This window comes from Stenotrophomonas sp. JC08 (genome assembly GCF_052180205.1).
In the GTDB taxonomy this organism is placed as follows: Bacteria; Pseudomonadota; Gammaproteobacteria; order Xanthomonadales; family Xanthomonadaceae; genus Stenotrophomonas.
Genome location: NZ_CP197473.1, coordinates 2460915 through 2487891, shown reverse-complemented (window position 1 = coordinate 2487891; position 26977 = coordinate 2460915). Strand labels below are relative to the sequence as shown.

Here is a 26977-nt window from a genome sequence, read left to right as displayed (position 1 = left end):
TGTTGCCGGCTCAGGCGGCCTGTTGCGGGCGCTGTTTGCCGGGCAGGTCGTAATAGCCGGCCGAGCGCAGCTCGTGGGTGTCGAAGTCGTCCACGGTGATCGTGTCCATGGTGATCTCACGCAGCTCCTCCAGCAGCTTGCGCTCGTCCTGGGTGATCACGCCCTCGGCCACGGCCTCGTCCAGCTGGGTGGCGAAGGTCAGCGCCTCGATGCCCTTGGTCTTGAGTGCCTTCAGGAACTTGCGCTCCACCGGCTCGGCCATGATCGCCTTGACCAGGTAGCTGTTGATGCGGCCACCCGGGTTGTTCTCGCACGGGGTCAGGAACACGCCGTGGGCCAGGCGCTCGCGGGCTTCGTTCGGCGACATCAGCGAGGCGGCGACGCGGCGGCTCAGACGATCGCCCGGGGCCTCGGCGCGACGGCCCAGCGGGAAGATCAGCGCCCACATCAGCCAGCCGATCGGGCGGATCGGGAAGTTGCGCAGGGCAGCCGACAGCGATTCCTCGATCTTGTGCACGCTGTCGTGGAACGCCCAGGCCAGCAGCGGCTGGTCGGCCGCCGGTGCGCCCTCGTCGTGGTAACGCTTGAGCATGGCGCTGGTCATGTAGATGTGGCTGAGCACATCACCCAGACGACCGGACAGCGACTCCTTGAACTTCAGTTTGCCGCCCAGCGTCATCATCGAGATATCGGCCATCAGCGCCAGGTTGGCCGAGTAACGGTCCAGCTTGCGGAAGTAGCGGCGGGTGTAGGCATCGCCCGGCGCCGCACCGAAGCGGGCACCGGTCAGGCCGAACCACAGCGACCGCACGGCGTTGGAGATGCCGAAGCGCACGTGCCCGAACAGCGCCTGGTCGAACTCGCGCAGCCCGGCCTTGCGGTCCTCGTCCTGCGCGGCCTTCATTTCCTTCAGCACCCACGGGTGACATAGGATCGCGCCCTGGCCGAAGATCAGCAGCGAGCGGGTCATGATGTTGGCACCTTCCACCGTGATGGCGATCGGCGCGGCCTGCCAGCTGCGGCCGGCGAAGTTGCGCGGCCCAAGGATGATGCCCTTGCCGCCGATCACGTCCATCACATCGGCGATGACTTCGCGGCTCATGTTGGTGCAGTGGTATTTGGCAATCGCCGACGGCACCGACGGCACGTCGCCACGGTCCACCGCCGCGGCGGTGGCCTGCGACAGCGCGCTGATCTTGTAGGCCTTGCCGCCGATGCGCGCCAGCGCTTCTTCCACGCCCTCGAAGCGGCCGACCGACAGGCCGAACTGCTTGCGGATGCGCGCATACGCGCCGGTCACCACCGCGCCGGCCTTGGCACCGCCGGAAGCGGTGGAGGGCAGGGTGATGGAACGGCCCACGGCCAGGCACTCGTTGAGCATGTTCCAGCCCAGGCCGCGCTTCTCGGCGCCGCCGATCAGCTGGGTCAGCGGGATGAACACGTCCTTGCCGCGGATCGGACCGTTCTGGAAGGTGGAGTTCAGCGGGAAGTGGCGGCGGCCGATTTCCACGCCATCGGTGTCACGCGGCAGCAGCGCCAGGGTGATGCCGATGTCCGAGGTGTCACCCAGCAGGCCGTCCGGGTCGTACATGCGGAAGGCCAGGCCGATCAGGGTCGCGACCGGGGCCAGGGTGATGTAGCGCTTGTCGAAGGTCAGCTTCAGGCCCAGCACTTCCTCGCCCTTCCACATGCCCTTGCAGACGATGCCGAAGTCGGGAATGGAGGTGGCATCGGAACCGGCGAACGGGCCGGTCAGGCCGAAGCAGGGCACTTCCTGGCCGATCGCCAGGCGCGGCAGGTAGTAATCCTTCTGCTCCTGGGTGCCGTAATGGTTGAGCAGCTCACCCGGGCCCAGCGAGTTGGGCACACCGACGGTGGAGCTGACCACGCTCGATACCGAGGCCAGCTTCTGGATCACCTTGTGGTGGGCCAGCGCGCTGAAGCCCAGGCCGCCGTATTCCTTCGGGATGATCATGCCGAAGAATTTGTTCTTCTTGATGAAGTCCCACATCTCCGGCGGCAGGTCGGCATGCACGTGGGTGATTTCGAAATCGTTGGTCATCCGGCACAGTTCTTCGACCGGGCCGTCGAGGAAGGCCTGTTCTTCGGCGGTGAGCTGCGGCTTGGGATAGTTGAGCAGGATGTTCCAGTCCGGATCACCGGTGAACAGCTCACCCTCGAACCCGACCGAACCGGTTTCCAGCGCGATGCGCTCGGTCTTGGACAGCGGCGGCAGCACCTTGCGGAACACGCCCATGAACGGCGCGGTGATCAGCGGCTTGCGCAGGAACGGCAGCAGCACCGGCACGCTGACCAGTGCAAGGATGGCCACCGCGACGATGATCGCGGTCTGGTTGACGCCGGCGAACCAGCAGGCGGCCAGCAGCACCGCACTGGCGAGGGTCCAGACGACCAGCCGCATGCGGTGGTAGGCGACGAAGGCACCTGCAAGCAGCAGGGCCAGGAAAGGAAGGACGATGCTCATAGGCTTGCTCCGGTAACGTGCTCGGTTCGGGCGGACGCGGCAGCCGAAGGCAGTGCGTCCAGATAGTTCAACACGGCGGCGGTAAACGCGTTGTTGTCATCGCCGGCGACCATATGGGTGGCGTCGGGCAGATGCACGTGCTGCGCATGCGGCACCAGCGCCATGAATTCTTCAACGGTCTGCGGCGAGACCAGATCGCTGCGGCCACCGCTGATCAGCAGCAGCGGGCAGCGCACCTTGCGCGCGGCTGCGGCGATGGCGTCCTGGTGCTGCTCGCTGTCGCGCGCCAGCTCATCGACCAGGCGCGGGTCCCAATGCCAGTTCCAGCGGTCATCCTGCGTCGGGCGCAGCAGGGCGCGCAGGGAATCCCCGCTCTTGCGCGGGCGGTGCGGCATATACGCGGCGATGCTGTCGGCGGCCGCTTCCAGCGAGGCGAAGCCGTGTGGATGGGCGCTCATGAACGCCAGAATCCGCTCCACGCCACCGGTTTCCCAGCGCGGGGTGATGTCCACCAGCACCATCGCCGAGAACAGCCCGGGCCAGCGCGCTTCGGCCATCAGTCCGAACAGGCCGCCCATCGAAGCGGCGACCAGCACCGGCGGCGTCGGCAGTTCACCGGCGACCACGATCAGGTCATCGGTGAACTGGTCACCGTGATAGGGCGTGTCCGCCGGGTTCCAGTCCGAATCGCCATGGCCGCGCGCGTCATAACGCAATGTGGCATGACCGGCGGTCGCCAGTGTTTCGGCAGCTGCGGCCCAAGCGCCGCGGGTCTGACCAAAGCCATGCGCGAACAGGATCGGCGGACGGCGCCCGGTCGTGCGCGACGCGCCCAGGGCAATGCCGTGGGCGCCATGCAGCACGATGTCTTCGCTGGTCTGGGAAAGGGAGGATGAATTTTCCATACCCGATGGTATGGATGCCGTGGCGCGCCTGTCAATACGTTTGCGTATGGATGGCGGAAAGTCGCGGAAAACAAGGGATTCCCGGAAGGGCACCCGAGCCGGTAGCCCGGTTCAGGATTGCATTGCATACTGCAACCAATCTCCGCCGTATGGTTAAATCGGCACATGAACGACTCATCAAATCTTCCGGCAGATTCCCGTGGCGGCCGTCACAGCCGGCTCAGTGCCGACGATTGGGCGCAGGCGGCACTGGATCTGATTGCCGAACAGGGTGTCGGCGCGGTGGCGGTCGAGCCGCTGGCCCGTCGCCTGGGTGTCACCAAGGGCAGCTTCTACTGGCACTTCCCCTCGCGCGACGCGCTGCTGCAGGCGGCACTGGAGCGCTGGGAAGTGGTGGAGCAGCAGCAGGTGTTCGGCAGTCTGGAAGAGGTGCCCGACCCGCGTACGCGGCTGCGCGCGCTGTTCCAGCTGGTCGCCCACGAAGTCACCCCGCACATCATCTACAGCGAACTGCTCAAGGCACTGGACAACCCGATGGTGCGCCCGGTCATCGACCGCGTCTCGCAGCGGCGTATGGAATACCTGATCGCCTCGTTCCGCCAGGCCGGGCTCAGTTCCACCGACGCCCGTCATCGCGCACGCCTGGCCTACGCCGCCTACGTCGGCTTCCTGCAGCTGTCGCTGCAGCTGCAGCAGCCCAAGCAGGCCCGCGAGGATTTCGAGGCCTACGTCGAACACGTCATCGAGACGTTGATTCCCGTCTAGGAAACCGGAACCACATCGAACGCGATACTGATGCGGGCGGTGCTGCCTGTATACGGCGTGGTGTGGTGCAGGAAAAAGGACGGGAAGAACAGCAGCTGTCCGCTCCGCGGTTGATGGCTGAAGTCATCCTGCGGCGCTGGCAGCTGCAGTTCATCGGGTGGGTGGCCAAACACCAGCATGCCTTCGCCCGGATGGGGGTCGCCGCTGTCGAGGTAATAGACGCCGCTCAGCCAACCTGCGGGGTGGATGTGGGGGCGCTGGTGACCGCCCTCGCCGTGCAGCACGGTGGCCCATACCTGCAGTTTCCACTTTGCCGGGCGTCCGCCGAACCATGGGTGGGCGGTGCCTTCACTGGCAAGCGGATCAAACGTTGAAAACGCCTGTTCGACGCGCTGGTGAAGCAGTGTCGACAGCGGCTTGAAGGCGGTTGTATCCAGCTCAAGCAGGGTGGTCTGCTGGCCACCTGTGGTCGATTTCCCGGCAGGCTCCCAGCGCAGGCGGGGGTGCGAGAGGATCTGTGTCTTCAGCACGTCCCGATCCAGCAGGTTGCCGTCATCTGCAGGCAGGACCAGATCCGGGGGCATGAGCCTGCGCGCAGCGCTGGTATCGCAGCGGGCTGCGCTGACGATATAGAGCCCGGAAAGCGCCCACTGGTCACCGGGTGAGCGCTTTGCCACCGTCTGATACAGGTGCTGTGCCTGGTCGAATTGCCGTGCCGCCAGCAGCGCAAGGGCGTAGTCGGTCTGCACGGCATCGACCTGGGGAAACTGTGCATCCAGGCCTGCGAGCATGGGCAATGCCCGCTCAAGGTTTCCCATCGACCGATAGGCGTTGGCCAGGCTGCGGACTATCTGCGGGTTGCGGGCGTAGCGCTGCAGGTACAGCTCGAGCAGTCCGGCTGCCTGTGTGTACTCGTTGCGGCGGAGGTGGATGATGCCGCAATTGCCGAGTGCGTCGCCATCGTGGGGTGCCAGCTGATGGATTTTCTGGAAATCCGCCAGTGCCGCGTCAAGCAGGTCCAGCTGTGCCAGCAGGGTTGCGCGCTGGCGTAATACCGCCAGATTGTCCGGGCTGATCTGCAGGCTGGTATCCAGGTCGGCCAGCGCGGCGGTCGACTGTCTGCCGGCGATCAATGCCAGTGCCCGCAGGAAATACAGATGCGCATCTTCCGGAGCGGTCTCCAGTGCCGCCGTGATCACCTGTGCGGCCCGGCTGGAATGCCCGTGCTGATAGAGGAGCCCGGCATACTCCTGGTGAACGGGAAGCTGCTGTTGCAGGCACGACTCGTAGCCGGCGATCGCGCCGGCAAGGTTGCCCCGCTGGGCCTGTTGCCGCGTGGCGGCAAGCAGTGCTTCAGGACTTGTCATCCAGTACCTCCGGCTGCAGCAGGTCACGGCAGATGGCCTCGATTTCGCTGGCTGCCCGGCGTGGATTGAGCAGCTCCAGGCGTTTGCCGGATGAGGCCAGCATCGCCCGCATGGCCAGCAGTGCGCCTGGCTGCGTGATGATGCCGATCGCCTTGTCGATATAGTCGGGAATGCTGGTGGCCATCAGCCGATCAAGACCGAGATGGTGATTGATGCTGGCGGACATGCGTGCCGCTGGCGTGTCGCCAACGAGGCACAGGTTGGGCAGGCCTGCGGCCACGGCATCCATCGCGGTGGCGCCGGCGCTGTAGTCGAAGGCGTCGAGCATGAGGTCGCAGCACTGCATCCGCGCCAGATGCATGGCGTGATCGAGTTTGTCGACGAACAGCAGGCGCTTTGGATCTCCACCGCTGCGCAGCCAGTGCGCGCTGATGCCTTCGCGGGCATGGGCGGGCGCATAGACGGCCAGATTGGCGGATGGGCACGCGGACAGGATGGCGGCCCAGGCCGATATCAATCCGGCACTGAGCTTGTAGGTGCTGTTGAGGCTGATCAGCAGCGGCCCATCCGCTGGCAGGCCGAAGTCGGCGCGGGTCAGCCCGGTGGCTGCGGGTGCTGCGACTCCCGGCAGCAGCGGCGACTGCATGTGGATGACACGGTCGGAGAACGGCCAGTCCGTATCTGGCGGTTGTACGACCGTGTCCAGGATCAATCCATCCATCCAGCTCGCCTGGTGCGGGCTGATGAAGCCCAGCCATCCCAACTGGATGCGGGCCGGCCGCAACGCCAGGATGGAGGGGCGTGCCCCCAGGGTGTAGCCGCCCAGATCAATCAGCACGTCAATCTGTTCGCGGGCGATCAGTGCGGCGGCTTCGGCATCGGCAAGATGGTGGAGGTCGAAAAAGCCGTCAAATCCCTTGTCTGCGGGCGATACCGGCGCAGCTGTCGAGGGACGCAGGGAGAAGCCGGATACCTTGAAGTGCTGCCGGTCATGTGCGGCGAACAGGTCGCAGACCAGGTGGCTGATCGCATGGTTGTCGAAATCCGCCGACAGATAGCCGATATGCATGCGCCCATCGCGGCGAGGGGAATCATTGGAGTGGATGGGGGCGGCGGGCGCTGGGAACTGTGCTGCATAGTTCTCCAGGACCTTGCGGTATGCGGAAGCGGACAGATTCTGGTAGCAGAGCAGGAATGGCTCGGGCACATCGCCTGGCTGCAGCGGGGTGGAGAGCAGTGCGTCGATTGTGGCTTTGACAGATTCGCGGGCCGGGAAATCACACAGGCTGGCCAACAGGTGCAGCAGGCGGGCATGCGCGTCGACATGGCGGGGAAGCACGCTGACCGCCTTCTCGTAATACTGGCGGGCGGTTGTCATCGAGCCCATGAGCTCGGCGCATTGGGCGATGTTCAGTGCTTCCTGCGGCCTTTGCACAAGTGCTTTCTGGTAGTGCTCGATGGCCTCGCGATAGCGGCCCTGCCGTTGCAGGCACTCGCCCAGGAAGTGGTGTGCTTCGCCAAAGCCGGGTGCCAGCTGCAGACAGCGGCGCAGTGACCTGTCCGCTTCTTCCAGTCCACCTCTACGCACCAGCAGGCTGCCATGAAGGAGCCAGCCCACCGGATCCAACGGGGTGGAGACGATCGCCTCCTGCGCGCTGGCAAAGGCGTTTTCTGTTCTCCCTGTTTCCCGCTCGCAAAGCGCCCTGGGCACAAGGGAGAGTGGATATGCCGGATGCTGTGCCGGAATTTTTCCGAACTGCTCAAGTGCATCGGCAGGGCGTCGTGCCTGCATCAGCAGCACGCCGAAGTCGCGCAGCAAGCCGGCATCCAGCGGGAACGCCTTGATCGCCTGCACGTAGGCGGCCTGCGCCTCTTGCAAGTGCCCTGTCTGGTGGAGCTTGCGGGCGAGTTCGGCTTCATCCACGGTGCGCCACCAAGGTCCAGCCCATTGTCATTCCGGCCTGTTGCAGCACTCCCGGTTCAACCTGCATGCCTGTTGCCCGCAATCTCTCGATCAGGGCATCAAGGCGCGGCCTGTCATAGGTAGCAGCGGCCATTTCCTGCAGACGTTTATGTTCATGCAGGAGTTGCTCGCGGCCGCGGACCAGTGACTCAAGGGCCATGGCGGGTGCGTGTGGAAGATGCGACAGCGCCGACTGCAACAGCTGTCCGGCCTTGTCGATGACCGGTGCGGAATCCGGTGCGGAGAGTGCGGACATCATGGCCTGGGCGGCCGTGTTGAACTCCAGTCGTGCGTTCTCGGCATTATCCGGGCCGCCCTGCATCTTCTGCAGCAGTCCAGCTGAAAGGCGCATCGCTTTGTCGAACATGCCGAGCTGCCCGAAGATGAGCTCCAGCCCCTGCAGCTGGCGGGCGGTCATCTTCGCGATTTCGGAGTGGTCACTGTGGATGGCCATGGCGATACGCCCGCGCTCCGGATCCAGCACGCGCAGCACCTCGGCCAGTGCCGTGGGCAATGTGGCGTATTCGAACGCGTACTGGGAGGTGACCAGTTGCATGCTGCCGTCGGCAAAGGGCATTGCCTCCATCGAGCAGCCGGGATGGAAGTGGATATCGCGGTAGTCGATCCGGCTGTGCTGCATGTCTCTGGCCGGGTCGATCTGTGCGCTGTCGATGCCGTGCAACACCAGGTCAGGCCATGTTTCCCGTGCCAGCAGCAGCAGGGCGCCGTTGCCGGTACCGAGGTCGAGAACACTTTTCCCCGGACCGATGGCGTTGAATTGCATGGTCCAGAAATCGCGGATGCTGCCGTCATAGTTCCCGCCCATCGCGGCGTTGCATGAATGCAGCACTCCGGCTTTCCAGAGTTTCGTCCAGTGCTCGTTGGGGCCGGATGCCGGAGGCGTTGAGGAAGTCATGGGGAGCCTTCTGAAAATGCCTGGTCGTAGCGGGCGAGGAATCCGGCGGCCGCTGTTCCTGTGCGGATCGCGATGCCGCGACCCTTGCTGTTGAGGGGTTGTCGTACCTGGGATTCGCTGAAGGTGGCAGTGCTCTGCCGCTTCCTCCAGAAGTCCAGCATCTGCCCCTCGTATGGCAGTCCGAGGCGGGCCAGTGTTCTTTCCAGGATGTTCTCCGGATCAGCCAACAGGGCCTCGAACGCGACGCTGATCATTCTTTGCGGATGCAGCTGCGCAAGACGCTGTGCGTGGTCCGAGGCCAGTGCGCTATAGCGGCCGATGGTCGCGGGGCTCGTCGAGTAACTGCAGCCGAAATCGAAGTCGCGCAGATGGATCGAAACAGCGCAGTCATGTGCATCGCGCTGCATATGGATGATCCGCGCATCAGGAAAACAGGAAAGGATGAAGCCGCAGTATTCGATGTTGGCGGGAAGCTTGTCGACGGAAATTCCGCCTTCCCTGCACAGATCGGCGGTGGCCGCGGCATACCATTTCCCCGCGAAGTCCGCGAACGCAGTGGCAATGGGTGTTTGCCCGGCATGGCTGGCCAGGGAGGGCACCAGGTTCTGTTCACCGACATTGCTCATGGCGGAGTGGGCGCCAAGCAGTGAGCTGAGCAGCGTGGTGCCGCTGCGTGGCATGCCGACAATGAAGACTTTCCGGGCCGGCTCGACCGGGACATCCTTGGAGTACCGGGCCCACTGCCGGTCATTCAGAAGACGCCGGCGCAGCTCCTCTTCCTGCCATACGGGCAGGCGCTGTCTTTTGAGGTCCTGTGCCGAAGATGCCCAGGAGAACGCCTTTCCGGGGTCGGTGCGCAGGAGCGCACTGGACAGCGAGAACCTGAGCTTTTCCTCCGCATAGGCATCGCCGGCTTCCTGCAGCAGGCTCAGCAGTCGAGGCTGCAGATCATCCGGAGGGGTATGGGGCGCGATGAACTCGACATACTTCTGCCAGGTGTCGGCATCGGCCTCGTGCATCTGCAGGCGTTGGAGGAACAGCGATTGCGCCGATTCCCTGTCGCCGATCACCTGTGCGACCTGCGCTGCCAGGAGGTAATGCCTGTCCTCCAGCGTGCCGGCCTGCATGGCATGGCGCAGCCGTTCCCAGACCGCAGTGGGGCGGTTGCCCATAAGCATGGCCTGGGCCCAGTGGTCGAACGCCTGATGATTGCCGGGCTGCAACTGCAGCAGGCGATCCAGTGCACGCAGCCATGCGTAGGGATCGTTCTTGATTCTTGGGTGGAGCAGTGCGCTGCTGATGGTGCCGGCGTCTGATGACTGCAGCAGCTTTTCGATGCCAGGGTCCGGGTGTGCCTGCCAGTCGATGCCGGGATCAGCGGGATGCCTGGGCGGAGCTGGGGCTTTCATCAGATATGCCGGAAATCTCTTAAAAAGCGACCCGCATTAAGCGGGTCGCTGTGGTGCTTCAAACGGGAAGCGCTGGATCAGAAATTCTGCTCGTAGCGCATGTACGGGGTGCGACCCCAGATGTTGTACAGCGAGTTGTCGTAGTACGGGAAGCCGTAGAGGGTGGCATTGAACGGCGGCATCTTGTTGCCGACGTTGCGGATACCCAGGGTGACCTTGGCATTCCACGGCAGTGCCACGCTGGCCTGGAGGTCAAACGTGGTCCAGGACGGCAGCGACTTGGCGGGCGTGCCATCCGAGGAGTCGCCGATGTAGTTGGCGATGGCGGAGGCGGCGAAGTCACCCTTGTCCCAGCCCAGCATCAGCTGGCCGCGGTCCTGCGGAAGGCCTGCCGTTCCGGCGCGCTCCAGCGTGGAGGAAGCGATGGGGGTGAAGTCGTATTCCAGCTGGTGCGACCACGACAGCTTGGTGGTGAAGTTGCCAGCCGCCGCGGTTTCGAAGCGGTAGGAGCCTTCGAAATCGATACCACGTACCGTCTGCACGGCACCGTTGTCGATCGGCAGCAGGATCTGCTGCGGCACGCCCGGCAGGACGGCGCCGTTCGGGGCGATGATGTCACCGGTACGATCGACACCGTAGCCCGGGACGCCCTCGTCGCCGTAACGGAATGCCAGCGCGCGCGGCACCGTGGAGATCACGTTCTTCAGCTCGACATCGTAGTAGTCGACCGCGAAGGACAGCGAATCAAGCGGGCTCCACACAAAGCCCACACCCCAGTTTTCCGACTCTTCCGGCTTCAGGAACGGGTTGGACGACACCAGCCACTGGTACTGGTCGGTCGAGGCGCAGGGATTGACCGGATACGGCTGGTAGTTGGCATTGCCCGGGGTGGCCTGTACCGCCTGCAGTGCCTTACAGGCCAGCTCGTCACCACCCGGGTGGCCGGCCGAGGCCAGCGGCGGGCTGTTCAGGTTGGTGCTGGACGAAGCGCCGTACAGGTCAGGCAGGGTCGGTGCGCGGAAGCCCTTGCCCCAGGAGCCGCGGACCAGCAGCGTATCCAGCGGACGGAACTCGAACGAGGCACGCGGCGAGAACTTGCTGCCGACGTCGTTGTAGGAGTCGTAGCGGCCGGCCAGGGTCAGGCTCAGGTTGTCCAGCAGCGGCAGCAGGCTTTCGAAGTAGACGGCGTAGGAGGCGCGTGAGCCACCGGCGCCGGCACCGGCGGAGCCGAACACGTTGCCGGCAGCGCTCTGGGCGTCATAGACCGATACCAGACGGTCGTCCAGGTACTCGAAGCCGGTCACGAAGCCGGACGGGCGGCCGCCGATCTCGAACAGGTCGAACGAGATGTTGCCGCCGACGTTGACGGTGCGCTGTTCGTTTTCAATATAAACAGTGTGGCCAACCGACGGTGCAGCGGCGGCGACGCTGGCCGAGGTCGGATCGAACGGGTTGTAGTTGCCCGCGTCGATGGCGTCCTGCAGCGCACTGCCCAGACCGTAGTTGTAGTTGACGCTGCTCAGGGCGACGCGGCCGTGGCCGGCAAAGACTTCCCAGTCAGCGCTCTTGCTGAAGAAATCGAAGCTGCCCTGCAGACCGAACGAGTAGTCGCGGTAGCTGTCCTTGCGGATCGAATCGCGGGTACCCAGCGGGGTGAAGCGGTAGTACAGGGTGCCGTCCACGCCGAACGGGTTGAACGGGTTGCTGGCGGAGATGGTCGGGTAGGTGTCTACCGGTGCCGACGCATACACGCCCATGCTCTTGGTATCCGATGCGATCGCACGGAAGAAGAACGAGGTGTTGTCGGTCAGCTGGTAGTTGGAGTTGACCAGCAACGAGTCACGCGACATCGAGGATTCGTTGGCCGATGTCGCACCATGGTCGAAGCCGCAGCGGTCTGCGTTGACGCGGATGCTGTTCTCGAAGGTGTCGCAGTTCGGAACACCGACCAGGCCGGTGGAGGGGCTGAAGAAGTTGGCCGAGGAGTTGAAGGAGCTGGTGCCCCATGCCAGGCCGGCACCGGTGACGATGTCCTTGATGTCACGGTTGTACATCATCTCGCGCTCCTGGTGATCCAGGACGAAGGTGACGTTGCCGCGGTCGGAACTGATGCCGCCGGCGATGCTGCCGGTGTTGCCGTTCGGGCCAACCTTCGGAGCTTCATAGCCAGCGGAGAAGGTCAGGCCTTCATAGTCCTTGCGCAGGATGACGTTGACCACGCCACCGATGGCATCGGAGCCGTACACCGCACCAGCGCCTTCACGCAGGATTTCGATGCGCTCAACCGCAGCGGTGGGGATCAGGTTGATGTTCGCGGCGCCGCCATCCTGGGATGCCGACTTGGTCATGCGGCGACCGTCCAGCAGGACCAGGGTGTATTCGGCACCCAGGCCACGCAGGCTGATCGATGCGAAGGAGCCGGTTGCCGAACCAGACGACTCACGGTCAGAACCGAAGGAGTTGTAGACGGTGTTGCGCAGGAAGTCGGCGACCGAGATTTCACCGGCGGCTTCGATGTCCTGACGCGAGATGACGGTAACCGGGCTCGGGCCTTCCACGTCGACGCGCTTGATGCGCGAGCCGGTGACTTCGATGCGATCCAGGTTGGTGGCGCCGGTCTTGGCTTCGTCCTGGGCGTAGGCGGCACCTGCGGTGCCGGCACTTGCGACCAGCGCAAGTACAACTGCATCACGCAGCTTGTTGGTCTTGCAATTCATGGGCTCTCTCTCTTCCAAGGGATCTTGGTGGTTTCAAGTGGAATGGCCATCGCAACGAGCCGAAAATCGGGCCCAAAATTACGAGGCTGGCTCGATAGTACTTCCGTATCCGATGAAATTAAAGCTTTGTTAATAAAGTCATTGGATTTGGTGAAATTCGGCAAAGTCTGTTGCAGGTGCAACAAAAAACGCCCCTGTTGAGGGGCGTTTTCCAGTGCTTGCGCGGGTGGGACCTCAGAGGTCCTGTTCGTAACGGACGTAGGGGATGGCGCCGTCGTCGTTGCTCTCGTTGCGCGGAGAGAACGGATTTTTGCCCCGGGTGATGATGTTCTCGGCGCCGACGGTCAGCTGTCCGCTCCATGGGGTGCGCCAGGTGATGCCGAGGCCGAGGCCTTCCCACTTGCTCTGGCCCGGGGCATCGATGACGCGGCCGATGACGTTGGCGCTGAAGGCGCCGTAGCCGCCACCCACGGTCAGGGACTTGCTGTCCCACTGGTCCACGATGGCCGGGTTGGCATCGCTCAGGGGAACGAGGCGGGCTTTGGCATAGGTGCCGCCGATCGAGACGAAGGCTTCGCGGCCGATGCTCTTCTGGCCGAACACGGTAAGGTCATTCTGTTCCACCCGTGCGGCGGGCGTGCGGGTGTTGCCGGACAGCCAGGCAGGCAGTGAATCACGGCCGCTGCCCACGCTCAGGCCGATACGGCCGCCGGGGCGGTTGAAGGTGGTGGTGGCGCTGATGTGCCGGCCAGGCGTGGCTTCGTCATCGTCGCCGAGGCTGGCGAGCATGCAGTGGCTGGCCAGTGCGCCGATGCTGTTGCCGCGGCTGCTGTTGCACAACAGACCCAGGGAGTCACCGGAAGACAGGCCGAAGGCCGCATCCAGCGAGTTCTGGCCGAAATGCCAGCGGGCGCCGGCCATCTGTTCGCCGGTCGGTTCCAGATACAGCAGTGCCTCGACCTTGCCGCTGCCACGGTTCCAGACCGGAATGACGGTGTCCGTCGCCTTGGCCTTGTTCTGCGCATGCACGCCCGTAACCGCGCTCAGCGCGATCATCAGGGCAAGTGGCAGGCGCAGGAAGATGTTCATGGACGCTACTTAAGACAGGCCAATGGCCGCCAAGTTCCCGGCGGATGAAGATCTGATCGTATGTCGTTTATGAATCCTTAACAAGTCTTCGCCCTCCCCAGTGCGCAACCTGTGCATCCCGTCACTGAAGCCGCTCGGGAGCGGGCTGGTTGGCGGGCGTGGAAGAGAACAATACGCCGATTTCCTGCAAAGGAAAGTGATATTCCTGTCCGCAGAATTCGCAGCGCACCTCCACTTTGCCGGTCGGTTCGGCTGCGGCCAGCGCCTCCTGCTCTCCCAGCGACTGCAGCATGCCCTCCACCCGCTCGCGTGAGCAGGAGCAGGCGAAGCGCAGGGGCTTTTCAGCCATCAGCTCGGGCTTTTCCTCATGGAAGAGGCGGTGCAGCAGCTCGCTGGCGGGCAGGGCAAGCAGTTCCTCGCGGCCGAGGGTGTCGAACAGGGCACCTGCCCGGATCCAGCCATCCTCGTCGCCTTCATCTCCCGGCAGCTTCTGCAGCAGCAGGCCGGCGGCTTTGTCGGCATCGGCCACGAGCAGCAAGCGGGTCGGGAGCTGCTCGGAATGGCGGAAGTAATCTTCGAACGCTTCATCCAGTGAGCTGCCCTGCAGCGCCACCATGCTCTGGTAGCGCTGCGGTTCGCGCGGATCCAGACCGGGATTTTCGATGGTGATGGCCAGCAGCGCATCCTCTCCCAGCGCGGGCAGGCCGGCAGGCGCATCCTGACCTTCTTCCAGCTGGACGATGCCGCGCAGGGTGCCGGCGGCGGTGCATTCGGCAAACAGCGTGCGCAGGGCCGAGCTGCTGCGCAGCTGGATCGACAGGCGGCCATCGATCTTGGTGTGGCCGGTGAACAGCGCCGATGCGACACAGGCCTCGCCCAGCAGCTGCGTGGCATTGGCGGGATAGCTGGCGTGGGACAGGATTTCCTGCCAACTGCCGGAAAGCCGTACATGCACGCCACGGACACCCGCATCGGGCAGGAGGAAGCGGACAAGCAGGTCGGAGGTGTCGGTCATGGTGATGGGTATCTGTACGGGGAAGGACGCCGGTGCCGGATAATGCGCCGGACGTCTGATGGTAAAGGTGAGGCTTGGATGGGGGCGGAACAGGACAAGCACAAGGTGGGGGAGCGGGGGGCTGCATCGCCACGCAGGCGCTGGCGTCTGCGTCGCTGGCTGTGGATGGCGCCGTTGTTGCTGGTGCTGCTGAGTGTGCTCCAGGTGCTGGCGCTGCGCTTCATCGATCCGCCGTTCTCATCGGTGATGGCCTTGCGCCAGGTGGAGGCCTGGGCGCAGGGGGACTGGGGTTTCCGGATCCGGTACCAGTGGGTGGATAGGGAGGCGATGGCGCGCAGCGTACCCATCTCGCTGGTGGCGGCCGAGGATCAGCGCTTCCCCTTGCACAAGGGCTTTGACCTGGACGCGATCGAAAAGGCGCTGGACCACAACGCGCGCGGCAAGCGCCTGCGTGGCGGCAGCACGATCAGCCAGCAGGTCGCCAAGAACCTGTTCCTGTGGCAGGGCCGGAGCTGGCTGCGCAAGGGACTGGAGGCCTGGTACACGGTATTGATCGAGCTGTTCTGGCCCAAGCAGCGGATTCTGGAGGTGTACGCCAACGTGGCCGAATTCGGGGACGGTATCTACGGTGTGCAGGCGGCATCGCGGCAGTACTGGGGCAAGGACGCGGCGCAGTTGAGTGACGCCGAAAGTGCCCGTCTGGCGGCGGTGCTGCCGTCGCCGCGGCGCTACAGTGCCACCCGGCCCGGCCCGTTCGTGCAGCGGCGCGCCGCCTGGATCCAGCGGCAGGCACGGCAGCTGGGCGGTGCGGCCTATCTGGACGCTGCGGACTGACGCTGCGCGCCAGGCGCTTTCCGTAGAATCCCGGGCATGGCTACCTACAACCGTCTGACTGTCGTGATCGCCGCCTTCAACGAGCAGGAGGCGCTGCCGTTGATCCATCCGCGCATCAGCACCGAGCTGGAGCGGCTGCAGGGCGTGGAGGGCAGCATCCTCTATGTGGACGATGGCAGCAGCGATGCCACCTGGGCGGTGATGCAGCAGTTGGCCGCCGCCGATCCGCGCGTGGCCACGCTGCGCCTGTCGCGCAATTTCGGCAAGGAGATCGCACTCACTGCCGGACTGGATTTCGTCGAGGATGGCGCGGTGCTGATCCTTGATGCGGACGGTCAGGATCCGCCGGAGCTGATTCCCGAGTTCGTGGCGTTGTGGCGGCAAGGCTATGACGATGTCTATGGCACGCGACTGGTGCGTGAGGGCGATGGCTGGCTCAAGCGCGTGACCGCGTCGCTGTTCTACCGGGTGATCGGACGCCTGTCGAAGACGCCGATTCCCGCTGATACCGGTGATTTCCGCCTGCTGTCGCCGCGTGCGCTGGCGGCCTTGCGGCAGTTGCGCGAGCGCCAGCGGTTCATGAAGGGCCTGTTCGGCTGGGTGGGTTTCCGCAGGGTGGCGTTGCCCTATCACCGTGTGCCGCGTGTCGCCGGGCGCAGCAAGTTCGGCTTCTGGAAGTTGTGGAACTTCGCGCTGGAGGGCATCACCAGTTTCTCGACCGCGCCGTTGCGGGCAGCCACCTATCTGGGGCTGCTCACGGCGACTTCCGCATTCGGCTTTGCCCTGTTCGTGGTCGGCAAGGCGGCGCTGTACGGGGACCGTGTGGCGGGCTGGCCGACGATGATGGCGGTGATCCTGTTTCTGGGCGGCGTGCAGCTGATCGCGCTGGGACTGATCGGCGAATACCTCGGACGCCTGTACATGGAAGTCAAACAGCGCCCGCTCTACCTGGTTGACACCTGGTACCCGGCGGACGTGGCAGTATCGGCGGACATCCATCGTGCGGGAGAGTGCAATGCAGACCGTTCGACAGCTGCTCGGGAACAAGTCCCCTGAGGTCCATGCGATAGCGCCGGATGCGCCGGTGATCGAAGCCGTGCGCCTGATGGCGCAGAAAAGCATCGGTGCATTGCTGGTGATGGCCGGCGGACGCCTGGTCGGCATCCTGTCCGAGCGCGACTACGCCCGCAAGATCGTGCTGAAGGACCGTTCCTCGGCCACCACGCCGGTGCGCGAGATCATGACCGCCGAGCTGGTCACGGTGACACCGGCCGTCTCCGTGGAGGAATGCCTGGAACTGGTGACCGATCGTCGCATCCGCCACCTGCCGGTGCTGGACGGCGATACGGTGGTGGGAGTGATTTCCATCGGCGACCTGGTCAAGTCGGTGATCGAACAGCAGCGCCAGGAGCTGGGACATCTGCAGCAGTACATCACCGGCGGCTGAGGCTTCTGATGGTGTGCCGCCGCGGCATTAGCGGGCGTACTTGCCGCCGCAGTCGGCATCCTTGCCCGGTCCGGTTTCGATCGTGGCCAGCAGCGCCGCCGGCGGGGTGATGCTGCCCAGCGTCAGCGCGATGGCGCCGCGCAGACCCAGCGCCTTGAAGTCCGGCCGGAACGCGGGGGCCTTGAAGCTGCCGCCGATGCGCAACGGCGAGCGCAGGGCGAGGATACTGATGTCCTTGGGGCGTGGACGCAGCAGCAGGTCGAGCTTTTCCTGTTTCAGACTGATGTCGCCTTCACCGATGACCAAGGTGTCGGTCGTATCGAAGGCCAGTGCGCGCGATTGCATCAGGCCGTCGCGGACGCCGAAATCGGCGAAGGCGCAGCGCAGCGGAATCTGCTTGTCGCCGGTGAGCAGGAATTTCAGCGACTCGGCGATATCCAGCCCGGCCAGTTCCATCAGCAGATTGCCGATATGGCCACGGCCCATGCCGATGGCGACATCGCCGTTGCTGCTGCCCAGCATGGCGGCCATCGAATTGCCGGTACCGCTCAGGCGCAGTTCGCCGCCGATCCCGCCGGAGGCCTGGTCCACCAGTTCCGCATCGGGAAACAGCTGGCCCAGCTGGATCTTGCGCAGGTGGGCGGTCAGGGTGGTGGCGATCTGCGGGCGGCGTGCGTCCATGCGGATCGTGCTGCGGATATCCCCCCCGGCAACGCCGAAATTGAGCGGCTCCAGCCGCAGCAGGCCGTTGTCCAGCAGCAGGTGCGCATCCATGTCGTCCAGCGGCAGCCGGGGCGCATTGATGTGCGCGGCCTTCCAGCGCACGTCGGCATCCATAGCGCGTAGCTTGCCGAGGTTGTAGGGCGTGTCCGGCAGCAGCGTGGGCCTGGCGGCGAGTTGTGCGGCCTGTGCCTTCTGCGACGCATTGGCCGACTCATCGCCACCGGTCTTCGGCGGTGCGCCGATGAAGCCGGCCAGATCGTCGAAGTCCAGGCGTTTGGACAATAGATTGGCGGTCAGGCGCGGACGCTTCCCGGCAACATCGACCTGGACATCGCCCGCCAGGTCGCTGTCGCCGACCCGGCCGCTGAATTTCTCATAGCGCCAGCGCTGATGGTCGCGCTTGAGCCGACCTTCAAGGCGATAGGGCGGCGAGGAGGGAATGGCCAGGCCGATCAGTGGATACAGCTCGTCCATATCCTGGCCGCTGAGCTGGAGCTGCAGGTCCAGTACCTGCAGCTGGAACGGATTGGTCAGCGTGCCGCGGGCGATGGCATGGGGGGCACCGGCGCGTGCATCCAGGTGGATACGGAACGGATGGTCGCTGTTGCTCAGTTCCAGCGGCGATTCGCTGTCGTCCTTCAGGGTGAACGCGGCGCCGCGCCACCGGCCCTTGCCCCGGATCAGCAGAGGCGGTGCGGCATCGGCTGCGTCGGCCTGGCCGCTGTGGACGGCCAGGTCGATATCGGTGCGGTCACGGGCATCGATGAACTGCAGTCGGCCATCGCTGATATACAGGCGACGCAGCTGAACAGTCTTTCCGTCGCCATTGCCAAGGAAGCGCCAGTTGCCCGGCTCACCTTCGCGTGGCGCGGTCTGCAGCAGCACCGCTGGACGGGTGAGGCGTATTTCCGGCAGCTGCACACTGCCGCGCAGCAGCGGCCACAGGCGGATGTCGATCTCGACCCGGTCGGCGCTGGCCATCTGTGGCTGCTTGGCCCAAGCGGCATTGGCGAAGGTGACGCGGTCACCGCAGACGGTGCTGGTGCGGCCGAGGTCGACGTCCAGGTTGCCGATGTGCAGCGCACGACCGGTGCGCGCCTGCACCGCACGTTCCAGCGGGCCCTTGAACCAGTTCCAGTCCCACAGCAGCAACAGCACGACGATGGCCGCGAGCATGAGGCCGATGGCGATCAGCGTGCGCCGGCCGGGCTTGCGCGGGCGCAGCCGCTTCCAGCGTGATGCGGGCGATGTGGCGGTGGGCGCAGTCGTGTTCACGCGGCCCATGGTGGCGGCCGCTTCGTGGAGGACGTGCGAAAGGGATATTCGCCCGTTGTGCAGACGGCGTCGGCAATGTGTTGGCGTCGGCCTGGACCCGGCGATACCGGCTACAGGATCTGCGCGGTCACCGAGACGAAGTGGCAGACGCTGCCGGCGATGACGAACATGTGCCAGATCGCGTGCGAATAGGGCAGCTGTTCGCGGTGGTAGAACACCGTGCCCAGGGTGTAGAACAGTCCGCCGGCGAACAGCCAGCCGAGAGTGAAGCCATCCAGCGAGTGCCACATCGGTTTGATCGCCACCAGTACCAGCCAGCCCATCGCGATGTAGATCAGGGTGGACAGGCGCTTGAAGCGGCCGGTGTAGAACAGTTTGAAGATCACTCCGGCAAAGGCCAGGACCCAGATCGCGGTGAACATGCCCCAGCCCCACGGGCCGCGCAGGCCGATCAGGGTGAACGGGGTGTAGGTGCCGGCGATCAGCAGGTAGATCGCACAGTGGTCAAAGACCTTCAGGCGGCCTTTGGAAACCGGGTGCTGGATCGCGTGATAGAGCGTGGAGGCGGTGTACAGCAGCAGCAGGGTGGCGCCGAAGACGATGGCGCTGGCCAGTTGCCAGCCGTCACCGTAGATGCTGGCCAGGGTGATCAGTACGGCGCCACCGGCGAGGGCGGCAGTGGCGGCCAGCCCGTGGGTCAGGGCGCTGGCGATTTCTTCGCGGATCGAAGCGGCAGAAGTCATGGGCAATGTGGGGCGCGGAAGGGGGAGCCCGCTCCCCCCTATCATGGCCGCGTTGGCGCATGGCTGCACGCCTTGGTTTGGACCTAGTCCGCGGAAACCGTGTGCGCTGCTTCACGGGTGGCGGCAAAACGCACGTCCGGTGCGCGTTCCTGCGCCAGCTGCAGGTTGACCCGGGTGGGTGCCAGATAGACCAGCTGGCCGGCTGCGTCGATGGCCAGGTTGTTGGCGTTCTTCTCGCGGAACTCCTCCAGCTTCCTGGCGTTGTCGCAGTGCACCCAGCGCGCGGTGACCACGCCGACCGGCTCGAAGATCGCCTCCACGCCGTACTCGTCCTTCAGCCGGTAGGCGGCCACGTCGAACTGCAGCACGCCGACCGCACCCAGGATCAGGTCGTTGCTCATGATCGGGCGGAAGAACTGGGTCGCACCTTCCTCCGACAGCTGCGCCAGACCCTTCTGCAGCTGCTTGAGCTTGAGCGGGTCACGCAAGCGCGCACGGCGGAACAGTTCCGGGGCGAAGTTGGGGATGCCGGTGAAGGTCACCGCTTCGCCTTCGGTGAAGGTGTCGCCGATGGAGATGGTGCCGTGGTTGTGGATGCCGATCACGTCGCCCGGCCACGCCTCGGCGGCGATCTCGCGGTCGGAGGCCATGAAGGTCAGTGCGTTGGCCAGCTTTATCTCCTTGCCGCTGCGCACGTGGAAGGTCTTCATGCCGGCGCTGAAGCGGCCCGAGCACACGCGCATGAAGGCCACGCGGTCGCGGTGCAGCGGGTCCATGTTGGCCTGGATCTTGAAGACGAAGCCGCTGAGCTTGTCCTCCTGCGGGGCGATGTCGCGGCCGGTGGTGGCCCGGGCCTGCGGCGCCGGCGCGTGCTTGACGAAGAAGTCCAGCAGCGGCTGCACACCGAAGTTGTTGACGCCCGAGCCGAAGAACACCGGGGTCTGCTTGCCGGCCAGGTATTCGTCCAGGTCGAACGAATGGCTGGCGCCCTGCACCAGCTCCAGTTCATCGCGCAGGTCGGCCAGCACCTTCTCGCCGATCCTCTCCAGCAGCCCGGGGGCGTCGATGGACGGGAAGATGGTCGAGTCCTGGCGGGTGAAGTTGCGGCCCGGTTCGTACAGGTGCACTTCGCCGGTGAGCAGATGGACCACGCCCTTCAGGCGCTTGCCCATGCCGATCGGCCAGGTCACCGGCGCGCACTGGATGCCGAGCACGGTTTCCACTTCATCCAGCAGCTCGATCGGGTCCTTGCCCTCGCGGTCGAGCTTGTTGATGAAGGTCATGATCGGGGTGTCGCGCAGGCGGCACACCTCCATCAGCTTGATGGTGCGCTCCTCCACGCCCTTGGCCACGTCGATCACCATCAGCGCCGAGTCCACCGCAGTGAGCACGCGGTAGGTGTCCTCGCCGAAGTCGGCATGGCCGGGGGTGTCGAGCAGGTTGATGATCTTGCCCTCGTAGGGGAACTGCATCACCGAGGAGGTCACCGAGATGCCGCGCTCCTTTTCCAGCGCCATCCAGTCGGAGGTGGCGTGCTTGCTGGTCTTGCGCGACTTCACCGAGCCGGCCATCTGGATCGCGCCTCCGAACAGCAACAGCTTTTCGGTCAGCGTGGTCTTGCCGGCGTCAGGGTGGGAAATGATGGCGAACGTGCGGCGACGCGCGGCTTCGGAGGCGACTTCGGACATGGCGAGCGCGCCGGCGAGGGCGCATCAGTAAACGGATAAGCCGGCGATTATACCTGCCGGCACCTTCCGGTCCGCCCCGCCCGCAAGCGCGTAACCGGATCGGCGGCGGCTCAGGGGGTTGTCCGCGGGAACCGCAGTTCGCCGCGCGCGCTGCCCATCCGGAACGGGATCGAGGTCAAGGCCAGTCCGGTGTTGATCTGCACGGCGAAATGCAGGTGCGGCCCGCTGCTGCGCCCGGTGTTGCCGGAGGCGGCCAGCCACTGTCCGGCCTCCACGCGCTGGCCAGGGTGCAGCCTCAGGCTGCCGGCCTGCAGGTGGGCATAGACGGCCATGCTGCCGTCCTCGTGCAGGATCCGCATCAGGCTGCCCAGGTCCGCGGTCGCATTCACGGCCTGCATCACCTTGCCGGCGCGGGCGGCAAGCACCGGGGTTCCCTCCGGCAGGGGGAAATCGACCGCATGCAGGTTCTGCGCATCGGTATGGCTGTAATGGCCGCCGGAGGCCTGGCTGACGCGCACCGGCACGGCGCGGAACGGCAGCTGGTACACATGATCGTCGGCGCGGATGGTCGGGACGCCGGGAAAGGCGTCCAGCAGCAGCTGTTGCCGGCTGCCATCGCCGGGCAGCCATAGCAGGGCGCGCTGCTCGCCCGGCTGCAGCACGACCGGGGCAGCGGCCTGTGTTGCCAGCGTGCCGTTGTGCCCGCGCAGGCGCACCTGCACCGGGCCGGCCAGCAGGTTGCGGGCGATGACGGTGTGTCCGCCCGCACGTGGTTCCAGGATCAGGCGGGCGAATGCCGGGCTGCTGGAGTGCCGGGCGGGCGCCGCGGTTTCGACCAGCCCCCAGCCGTGACGCCAGCGCGAGGCGGGCGCGGCATCGGCGGCAGTCACGGCGATACCGGGCAGGAGCAGGAAGGAGGCAAGGAGGCGTTGCACGTGGAGAAGGGTGGAACACACGTGGAGAAGGGTGGAACAGGGGCGTTGATTGTGCCTGTTTGGTTGCATCTGAAATCTATTCATCGCTCCATCCGAATAAAGAGATTGACATGTGGGTGGAGGGCTGGCATCGTGGCGCCACCATCGAGACCGGCAGAGGGACAGGCCCTTTGAAGCCGGGGCAACCAGCAGACGCGCAAGCGCCTGTGTTTGGTGCCAAATCCTGCGGGGACCACGCGTCCGCCGAAAAGATGGTTCGATCTGCGCCTCCGCACGTCGAACGCGAGCTCCGCGAAAGCTCGATGGCCGCTCCTTACCGGATACCGCCATGAGTTTCGCCGCCGCCCTCCAGACATTTCCCGTCGCCGCCCCGTCCAATGCCGAAGCCGGTGCTGCCGCCGTGCGCGGCGAAGTCACGGTACAGCTGACGATGCGGCATGCCGGAGCACGCACCCTGCAGCTGCGTTACGAGCGGGTCGGCCCGGCGGATGCGCCGGTGGTGCTGGTGGCCGGTGGCATTTCCGCGCACCGGCATCTGGCGGCCAACGCCGAATTCGCTGAAAAGGGCTGGGTCGATGGCCTGGTCGGTCCGACCCGTGCGCTGGACCCGCAGCGGCGTTGCCTGCTTGGTTTCGACTTCGTCGGTGCCGACGGCGATCTGGATGTGCCGATCGACACCGCCGACCAGGCCGATGCCATCGCCGCGCTGCTCGATGCACTGGGCATCGAGCGTCTGCACGGGTATGTCGGCTACTCCTACGGCGCGCTGGTCGGCATGCAGCTGGCGATCCGCCATCCGCAGCGGCTGAACACCCTGATCGCGGTCAGCGGCGCCCACCGCCCGCATCCCTATGCCTCGGCCTGGCGTGCGTTGCAGCGCCGCGCGGTCGCGCTGGGCCAGCTGCAGTGCGCCGAGAGCCACGGGCTGGCACTGGCGCGGCAGTTCGCGATGCTCAGCTACCGCACCCCTGAAGAATTCGGTGAACGCTTCGACGCCGCGCCGGAAGTGGTCAATGGCCGCGTGCGCGTGGCCGCCGAAGACTATCTGGACGCCGCCGGTGCGCAGTACGTCGCCCGCACCCGGGTCAACGCCTACCTGCGCCTGTCCGAATCCATCGACCTGCACCGCATCGATCCGGCCGCCATCGCCGTGCCGACGCTGGTGGTCGCGGTTGAAGGTGACCGGCTGGTGCCGCTGTCCGACCTCGTCTCGCTGGTCGAGGGGCTGGGCCCGCGCGGCAGTCTGCGCGTACTGCGTTCGCCCTATGGCCACGACGCCTTCCTCAAAGAAACCGATCGCATCGACGCGATTCTCGCCAACGCCCTTCGCCTTCCCGGAGAAACCGCATGAGCCTGTCCGCCGCTTCCGATATTCCCTGTAGCAGTGCCACCGCTGCGGTACGGGCCGGTATTGACCGTGATACCGCGTTCGGTGCGGTGACGCCGCCGATCGTACTGTCGTCCAACTTCAGCTTCGACGGCTTCGGCAACAAGCGCCAGTACGACTACACCCGCAGCGGCAACCCGACCCGCGACCTGCTGGGCGAGGCGCTGGCCGAGCTGGAAGGTGGCGCTGGCGGGGTGATCACCGCCACCGGCATGGGCGCGATCAATCTGGTGCTCAACGCGCTGCTCAAGCCGGGCCAGAAGCTGGTGGTGCCGCACGACGCCTACGGCGGCAGCTGGCGCCTGTTCAACGCGCTGGCGAGCAAGGGCCATTTCGAACTGATCACCGCCGACCTGACCGATCCGCGTTCGCTGGCCGAGGCGCTGGCGCAGTCGCCGGCGCTGGTGCTGGTGGAAACCCCGTCCAACCCGCTGCTGCGCGTCACCGACCTGCGTTTCGTCATCGAGGCCGCGCACAAGGCCGGTGCCAAGGTGGTGGTGGACAACACCTTCCTGTCGCCGGCACTGCAGAATCCGATCGCCTTCGGCGCGGACGTGGTGCTGCACTCGACCACCAAGTACGTCAACGGCCACAGCGATGTGGTCGGTGGCGCGGTGATCGCGCGCGAGGAGGAGGTGCACCAGCAGCTGGCATGGTGGGCCAACGCGCTGGGCCTGACCGGCTCGCCGTTCGACGCCTTCCTGACCCTGCGCGGGCTGCGCACGCTGGACGCGCGGCTGCGCATCCACCAGGAAAACACCCGCGCGCTGGTCGACCTGCTGGCGGGCAGCGATGCGGTGGCCAACGTCTATTACCCGGGGCTGGCCTCGCATCCGGGCCATGCGGTGGCCGCGCGCCAGCAGAAGGGCTTCGGCGCGATGCTGTCGTTTGAACTGGCCCCGTGCGAAGGCGACGATCCGCAGGCGGCGGTGAAGGCGTTCCTCGATGGCCTGCGCTACTTCACCCTGGCCGAATCGCTGGGTGGCGTGGAAAGCCTGGTCGCCCATCCGGCCACGATGACCCATGCGGCGATGACGCCCGAGGCGCGCGCCAACGCCGGCATCTCCGACAGCCTGCTGCGGCTGTCGGTCGGCATCGAAGGCACCGAGGACCTGCTGGCCGATCTGCAGGCCGGGTTGGCCCGTGTCGCACGGGTGATTGAGAACGGCAAGCGTGACGCCCAGCGAAAAACGGTGGATGCGTGAGTGCCCAGTTGCGTGCGGTGAGTGTGGGACAGACGAGGCTGGCGCTGCTGGGAACCGGCACCGTCGGCTCGGCCTTCGTCAGTCGCTACCGGGCCTTGCAACAGCGGCAGCTGGTGCTGCCGGCGCTGGAGGTGGTGGCCAATTCGCGCATCGCATTGGCGTGCGCCGACGCGCCGGAGCAGGCGCTGGAACAGGCCCGCGCAGCGGCGCGCAGCAGTGATGGGCAGATGCACCGGCAGCAGCTCGGGCACCTGCGTGCCGGCGATATCGTCATCGATGCCACCGCCAGCGAGGCGGTCGCCGCCGACCATGCACACTGGCTGGCGCAGGGCATCCACGTGGTGACCGCCAACAAGCTGGGCAATGGCACCGCGCTGGCGCGGGCGCGCCAGATCGATGCCGCGGCCCGTGCCGCCAACACGCGCTATGGCGATGCCGCCACCGTGGGGGCGGGACTGCCGCTGCTGGCCAGCATCCGCGCGCTGGTGGCCGGCGGCGATCACATCCACTCCATCGAAGGCGTGCTGTCCGGTTCGCTGGCGTGGCTGTTCCATCGCCATGACGGCAGCCAGCCGTTCTCGGCCTGCGTGCGCGAAGCGGCGGCGGCCGGTTACACCGAGCCGGACCCGCGTATCGATCTGTCCGGTGAGGATGTGCGGCGCAAGCTGCTGATCCTCGCGCGGGCGGCCGGTGTGGCGCTGGAGGCCGAGCAGGTCCAGGTGGAGTCGCTGGTGCCCGCGGCGCTGGCGGCGTTGCCGGCTTCGGCGGTGGATGGCGCGCTGGAACTGCTGGATCTGCCTTTGGCCGCGCAACTGCTGCAGGCCCGGGCACAAGGGCTGCGGTTGTGCTTTGTCGGCCGGCTGGACCGGCACGGTGCCAGCGTCGGCCTGCGTGCGCTGCCGGCCGAACACCCGCTGGCCGGAGGACGTGGCACCGACAACCGGGTGGCGATCCACAGTGACCGCTACAACGTGCAGCCGTTGCTGATCCAGGGGCCGGGCGCCGGTGCCGAAGTGACCGCGGCGGCGCTGCTGGACGATGTGTTGCGCATCGCCGGTAACTGAAACCGGTTGCGCCCTATCATGGCGCCGGTGCCGCATCCGCGAGCCGGCGCCCACTCGTGCCCTGCGTGCCTCCATCACCACCCGTTGCGGCTGGCATGGGCCGGTAATGGTGGCTTGCCGCGGTGATCTTTCCTGCAGGTAGTGGCGTGTCCAAGGGTGTACTGGTTTCGTTGGCGGCCTCGCTGCTGTTTGGCCTGATGTACTACGCCAGCCCGTGGCTGGTGCCGCTGCAGGGGATGGACATCTTCGGCTGGCGGGTGCTGTTTGCGGTACCGCTGGTGGCGGTGATGCTGCACGTTGGCGGAGAACCACAGTTGATCCGGCAGACGCTGGTGCGGATTCGCCAGGATCGCCGCCTGTGGCTGGCGATGCCGGCCTGTGCGGCGATGGTGGGCGTGCAGCTGTGGCTGTTCCTGTGGGCGCCACTGCAAGGGCGCGCGCTGCAGGTGTCGATGGGCTACTTCCTGCTGCCGCTGGTGATGGTGCTGGTCGGCCGGGTTTTTTATGGCGAGCGGCTGTCGGTGCCGCAGAAGCTGGCCGTTGCCAGTGCCGCCGCCGGCGTGGCCTGGGCGCTGCTGCGTGAGCAGAGCCTGTCCTGGGAAATGCTGCTGGTGGCGCTGGGCTATCCGGCCTATTTCCTGCTGCGGCGCCATCTTGGCGTGGCCCATCTGGGCGGTTTCTGGGTGGAGCTGGTGCTGTTGTCGCCCGTCGCCTGGTGGGCGGCGATCGGCGATGGCCAGGCGCTGGCGCAGATGCTGGCACAGCGGCCGGCGCTGTACGGGTTGATTCCGCTGCTGGGGGTGGTCAGTGCGGTGGCGCTGATGTGCTACATGCTGGCGGCCAAGATGCTGTCCTTCAGCCTGTTCGGCCTGCTCACCTATGTCGAGCCGGTGCTGCTGATGCTGGCCGCGCTGCTGCTGGGTGAGAGCGTGGGCGATGGCCAGTGGCCCACCTACATCGCCATCTGGCTGGCGGTGGGGCTGCTGGCGCTGGAAGGCGGATTGAAACTGCGCAGCCGTGCCTGAGCCGCCGGCGCCGCAACACT

The 26977-nt window shown here is 65.8% G+C and carries 21 protein-coding genes and 1 riboswitch; of the genes, 8 read left to right on the top strand and 13 right to left on the bottom strand.

Annotated elements, in window-relative coordinates:
• Positions 1 to 10: 10 nt before the first annotated feature.
• A complete protein-coding gene (locus ACSBPQ_RS11455) occupies positions 11 to 2485 on the bottom strand; it encodes an acyl-CoA dehydrogenase (RefSeq protein WP_442682266.1) in 2475 nt (824 codons plus the stop codon).
• Complete coding sequence (locus ACSBPQ_RS11450; RefSeq protein ID WP_442682265.1) at positions 2482 to 3390, bottom strand: alpha/beta fold hydrolase; 909 nt, start codon at positions 3388 to 3390, stop codon at positions 2482 to 2484. The genes ACSBPQ_RS11455 and ACSBPQ_RS11450 overlap by 4 nt, the downstream gene beginning before the upstream one ends.
• 165 nt (positions 3391 to 3555) lie before the next feature.
• On the opposite strand from ACSBPQ_RS11450, the gene ACSBPQ_RS11445 reads away from it, so the two are divergent.
• Positions 3556 to 4155, top strand: coding sequence for a TetR/AcrR family transcriptional regulator (locus ACSBPQ_RS11445; RefSeq protein ID WP_442682264.1), 600 nt, complete (start codon positions 3556 to 3558; stop codon positions 4153 to 4155).
• Here the strand turns inward: ACSBPQ_RS11445 and ACSBPQ_RS11440 are convergent.
• The 7 genes from ACSBPQ_RS11440 to hslO all read right to left on the bottom strand — a co-directional run bounded on the left by ACSBPQ_RS11440 (position 4152) and on the right by hslO (position 14631).
• On the bottom strand, positions 4152 to 5522 hold the full coding sequence (locus tag ACSBPQ_RS11440) for a 2OG-Fe(II) oxygenase family protein (RefSeq protein WP_442682263.1): 1371 nt from the start codon (positions 5520 to 5522) through the stop codon (positions 4152 to 4154). The genes ACSBPQ_RS11445 and ACSBPQ_RS11440 overlap by 4 nt on opposite strands.
• Positions 5509 to 7377 (bottom strand): O-linked N-acetylglucosamine transferase, SPINDLY family protein, encoded by a 1869-nt coding sequence (locus tag ACSBPQ_RS11435; RefSeq protein ID WP_442684574.1) that lies wholly within the window; start codon positions 7375 to 7377, stop codon positions 5509 to 5511. The genes ACSBPQ_RS11440 and ACSBPQ_RS11435 overlap by 14 nt, the downstream gene beginning before the upstream one ends.
• Before the next feature lie 61 nt (positions 7378 to 7438).
• Positions 7439 to 8269: a class I SAM-dependent methyltransferase gene (locus ACSBPQ_RS11430; RefSeq protein ID WP_442682262.1), complete on the bottom strand. Its 831-nt coding sequence runs from the start codon at positions 8267 to 8269 to the stop codon at positions 7439 to 7441.
• 128 nt (positions 8270 to 8397) lie between these two features.
• On the bottom strand, positions 8398 to 9810 hold the full coding sequence (locus tag ACSBPQ_RS11425) for a sulfotransferase (RefSeq protein ID WP_442682261.1): 1413 nt from the start codon (positions 9808 to 9810) through the stop codon (positions 8398 to 8400).
• Between the two features lie 77 nt (positions 9811 to 9887).
• A complete protein-coding gene (locus ACSBPQ_RS11420; RefSeq protein ID WP_442682260.1) occupies positions 9888 to 12527 on the bottom strand; it encodes a TonB-dependent receptor plug domain-containing protein in 2640 nt (879 codons plus the stop codon).
• Positions 12528 to 12761: 234 nt separating this feature from the next.
• Positions 12762 to 13583, bottom strand: a complete 822-nt coding sequence (locus ACSBPQ_RS11415) for an XOO1806 family protein (RefSeq protein WP_442684573.1) — start codon at positions 13581 to 13583, stop codon at positions 12762 to 12764.
• A 154-nt stretch (positions 13584 to 13737) separates the two neighbouring features.
• Entirely contained in the window at positions 13738 to 14631 is an 894-nt protein-coding gene (gene hslO, locus ACSBPQ_RS11410; protein WP_442682259.1) for an Hsp33 family molecular chaperone HslO, read from the bottom strand.
• 78 nt (positions 14632 to 14709) lie between these two features.
• Between hslO and mtgA the strand changes: the two genes are divergently transcribed.
• The 3 genes from mtgA to ACSBPQ_RS11395 are packed head-to-tail and all read left to right on the top strand — an operon-like array spanning position 14710 to position 16912.
• Entirely contained in the window at positions 14710 to 15465 is a 756-nt protein-coding gene (mtgA, locus tag ACSBPQ_RS11405; RefSeq protein ID WP_442682258.1) for a monofunctional biosynthetic peptidoglycan transglycosylase, read from the top strand.
• 36 nt (positions 15466 to 15501) lie between these two features.
• Positions 15502 to 16521, top strand: coding sequence for a glycosyltransferase family 2 protein (locus ACSBPQ_RS11400; RefSeq protein WP_442682257.1), 1020 nt, complete (start codon positions 15502 to 15504; stop codon positions 16519 to 16521).
• On the top strand, positions 16481 to 16912 hold the full coding sequence (locus tag ACSBPQ_RS11395) for a CBS domain-containing protein (protein WP_442682256.1): 432 nt from the start codon (positions 16481 to 16483) through the stop codon (positions 16910 to 16912). The genes ACSBPQ_RS11400 and ACSBPQ_RS11395 overlap by 41 nt, the downstream gene beginning before the upstream one ends.
• Positions 16913 to 16939: 27 nt before the next feature.
• On the opposite strand, the gene ACSBPQ_RS11390 is transcribed toward ACSBPQ_RS11395, so the two are convergent.
• The 4 genes from ACSBPQ_RS11390 to ACSBPQ_RS11375 form a co-directional block, all read right to left on the bottom strand.
• Positions 16940 to 18919: an AsmA family protein gene (locus tag ACSBPQ_RS11390; RefSeq protein ID WP_442682255.1), complete on the bottom strand. Its 1980-nt coding sequence runs from the start codon at positions 18917 to 18919 to the stop codon at positions 16940 to 16942.
• A 101-nt stretch (positions 18920 to 19020) separates the two neighbouring features.
• The gene (trhA, locus tag ACSBPQ_RS11385) at positions 19021 to 19653 is read right to left on the bottom strand and encodes a PAQR family membrane homeostasis protein TrhA (RefSeq protein ID WP_442682254.1); all 633 of its coding nucleotides are present in this window, start codon (positions 19651 to 19653) and stop codon (positions 19021 to 19023) included.
• Between the two features lie 83 nt (positions 19654 to 19736).
• A complete protein-coding gene (locus tag ACSBPQ_RS11380) occupies positions 19737 to 21341 on the bottom strand; it encodes a peptide chain release factor 3 (RefSeq protein WP_442682253.1) in 1605 nt (534 codons plus the stop codon).
• Positions 21342 to 21451: 110 nt separating this feature from the next.
• Positions 21452 to 22231 carry a M23 family metallopeptidase gene (locus tag ACSBPQ_RS11375; protein ID WP_442682252.1) on the bottom strand — a complete coding sequence of 260 codons (780 nt, stop codon included), beginning with the start codon at positions 22229 to 22231 and terminating at the stop codon, positions 21452 to 21454.
• A 183-nt stretch (positions 22232 to 22414) separates the two neighbouring features.
• Positions 22415 to 22534: riboswitch (SAM riboswitch) on the top strand.
• A gap of 70 nt (positions 22535 to 22604) precedes the next feature.
• On the opposite strand from ACSBPQ_RS11375, the gene metX reads away from it, so the two are divergent.
• From metX to rarD, 4 genes are all read left to right on the top strand, one after another.
• Positions 22605 to 23627, top strand: coding sequence for a homoserine O-succinyltransferase MetX (gene metX, locus ACSBPQ_RS11370; RefSeq protein WP_442682251.1), 1023 nt, complete (start codon positions 22605 to 22607; stop codon positions 23625 to 23627).
• Positions 23624 to 24868 carry an O-succinylhomoserine (thiol)-lyase gene (locus tag ACSBPQ_RS11365; protein ID WP_442682250.1) on the top strand — a complete coding sequence of 415 codons (1245 nt, stop codon included), beginning with the start codon at positions 23624 to 23626 and terminating at the stop codon, positions 24866 to 24868. Before metX ends, ACSBPQ_RS11365 begins: the two co-directional genes overlap by 4 nt.
• Complete coding sequence (locus ACSBPQ_RS11360; RefSeq protein ID WP_442682249.1) at positions 24865 to 25932, top strand: homoserine dehydrogenase; 1068 nt, start codon at positions 24865 to 24867, stop codon at positions 25930 to 25932. The genes ACSBPQ_RS11365 and ACSBPQ_RS11360 overlap by 4 nt, the downstream gene beginning before the upstream one ends.
• 146 nt (positions 25933 to 26078) lie before the next feature.
• Entirely contained in the window at positions 26079 to 26957 is an 879-nt protein-coding gene (gene rarD / locus ACSBPQ_RS11355; protein WP_442682248.1) for an EamA family transporter RarD, read from the top strand.
• Positions 26958 to 26977 lie beyond the last annotated feature (20 nt).

What these genes read in the sequence shown, in the direction of transcription:
- ACSBPQ_RS11455 (WP_442682266.1), bottom strand. Translation starts at nt 2,485, where the DNA reads ATGAGCATCGTCCTTCCTTTCCTGGCCCTGCTGCTTGCAGGTGCCTTC.
- ACSBPQ_RS11450 (WP_442682265.1), bottom strand. Translation starts at nt 3,390, where the DNA reads ATGGAAAATTCATCCTCCCTTTCCCAGACCAGCGAAGACATCGTGCTG.
- ACSBPQ_RS11445 (WP_442682264.1), top strand. Translation starts at nt 3,556, where the DNA reads ATGAACGACTCATCAAATCTTCCGGCAGATTCCCGTGGCGGCCGTCAC.
- ACSBPQ_RS11440 (WP_442682263.1), bottom strand. Translation starts at nt 5,522, where the DNA reads ATGACAAGTCCTGAAGCACTGCTTGCCGCCACGCGGCAACAGGCCCAG.
- ACSBPQ_RS11430 (WP_442682262.1), bottom strand. Translation starts at nt 8,269, where the DNA reads ATGCAATTCAACGCCATCGGTCCGGGGAAAAGTGTTCTCGACCTCGGT.
- ACSBPQ_RS11425 (WP_442682261.1), bottom strand. Translation starts at nt 9,810, where the DNA reads ATGAAAGCCCCAGCTCCGCCCAGGCATCCCGCTGATCCCGGCATCGAC.
- ACSBPQ_RS11420 (WP_442682260.1), bottom strand. Translation starts at nt 12,527, where the DNA reads ATGAATTGCAAGACCAACAAGCTGCGTGATGCAGTTGTACTTGCGCTG.
- ACSBPQ_RS11415 (WP_442684573.1), bottom strand. Translation starts at nt 13,583, where the DNA reads ATGATCGCGCTGAGCGCGGTTACGGGCGTGCATGCGCAGAACAAGGCC.
- hslO (WP_442682259.1), bottom strand. Translation starts at nt 14,631, where the DNA reads ATGACCGACACCTCCGACCTGCTTGTCCGCTTCCTCCTGCCCGATGCG.
- mtgA (WP_442682258.1), top strand. Translation starts at nt 14,710, where the DNA reads ATGGGGGCGGAACAGGACAAGCACAAGGTGGGGGAGCGGGGGGCTGCA.
- ACSBPQ_RS11400 (WP_442682257.1), top strand. Translation starts at nt 15,502, where the DNA reads ATGGCTACCTACAACCGTCTGACTGTCGTGATCGCCGCCTTCAACGAG.
- ACSBPQ_RS11395 (WP_442682256.1), top strand. Translation starts at nt 16,481, where the DNA reads ATGCAGACCGTTCGACAGCTGCTCGGGAACAAGTCCCCTGAGGTCCAT.
- ACSBPQ_RS11390 (WP_442682255.1), bottom strand. Translation starts at nt 18,919, where the DNA reads ATGGGCCGCGTGAACACGACTGCGCCCACCGCCACATCGCCCGCATCA.
- trhA (WP_442682254.1), bottom strand. Translation starts at nt 19,653, where the DNA reads ATGACTTCTGCCGCTTCGATCCGCGAAGAAATCGCCAGCGCCCTGACC.
- ACSBPQ_RS11380 (WP_442682253.1), bottom strand. Translation starts at nt 21,341, where the DNA reads ATGTCCGAAGTCGCCTCCGAAGCCGCGCGTCGCCGCACGTTCGCCATC.
- metX (WP_442682251.1), top strand. Translation starts at nt 22,605, where the DNA reads ATGAGTTTCGCCGCCGCCCTCCAGACATTTCCCGTCGCCGCCCCGTCC.
- ACSBPQ_RS11365 (WP_442682250.1), top strand. Translation starts at nt 23,624, where the DNA reads ATGAGCCTGTCCGCCGCTTCCGATATTCCCTGTAGCAGTGCCACCGCT.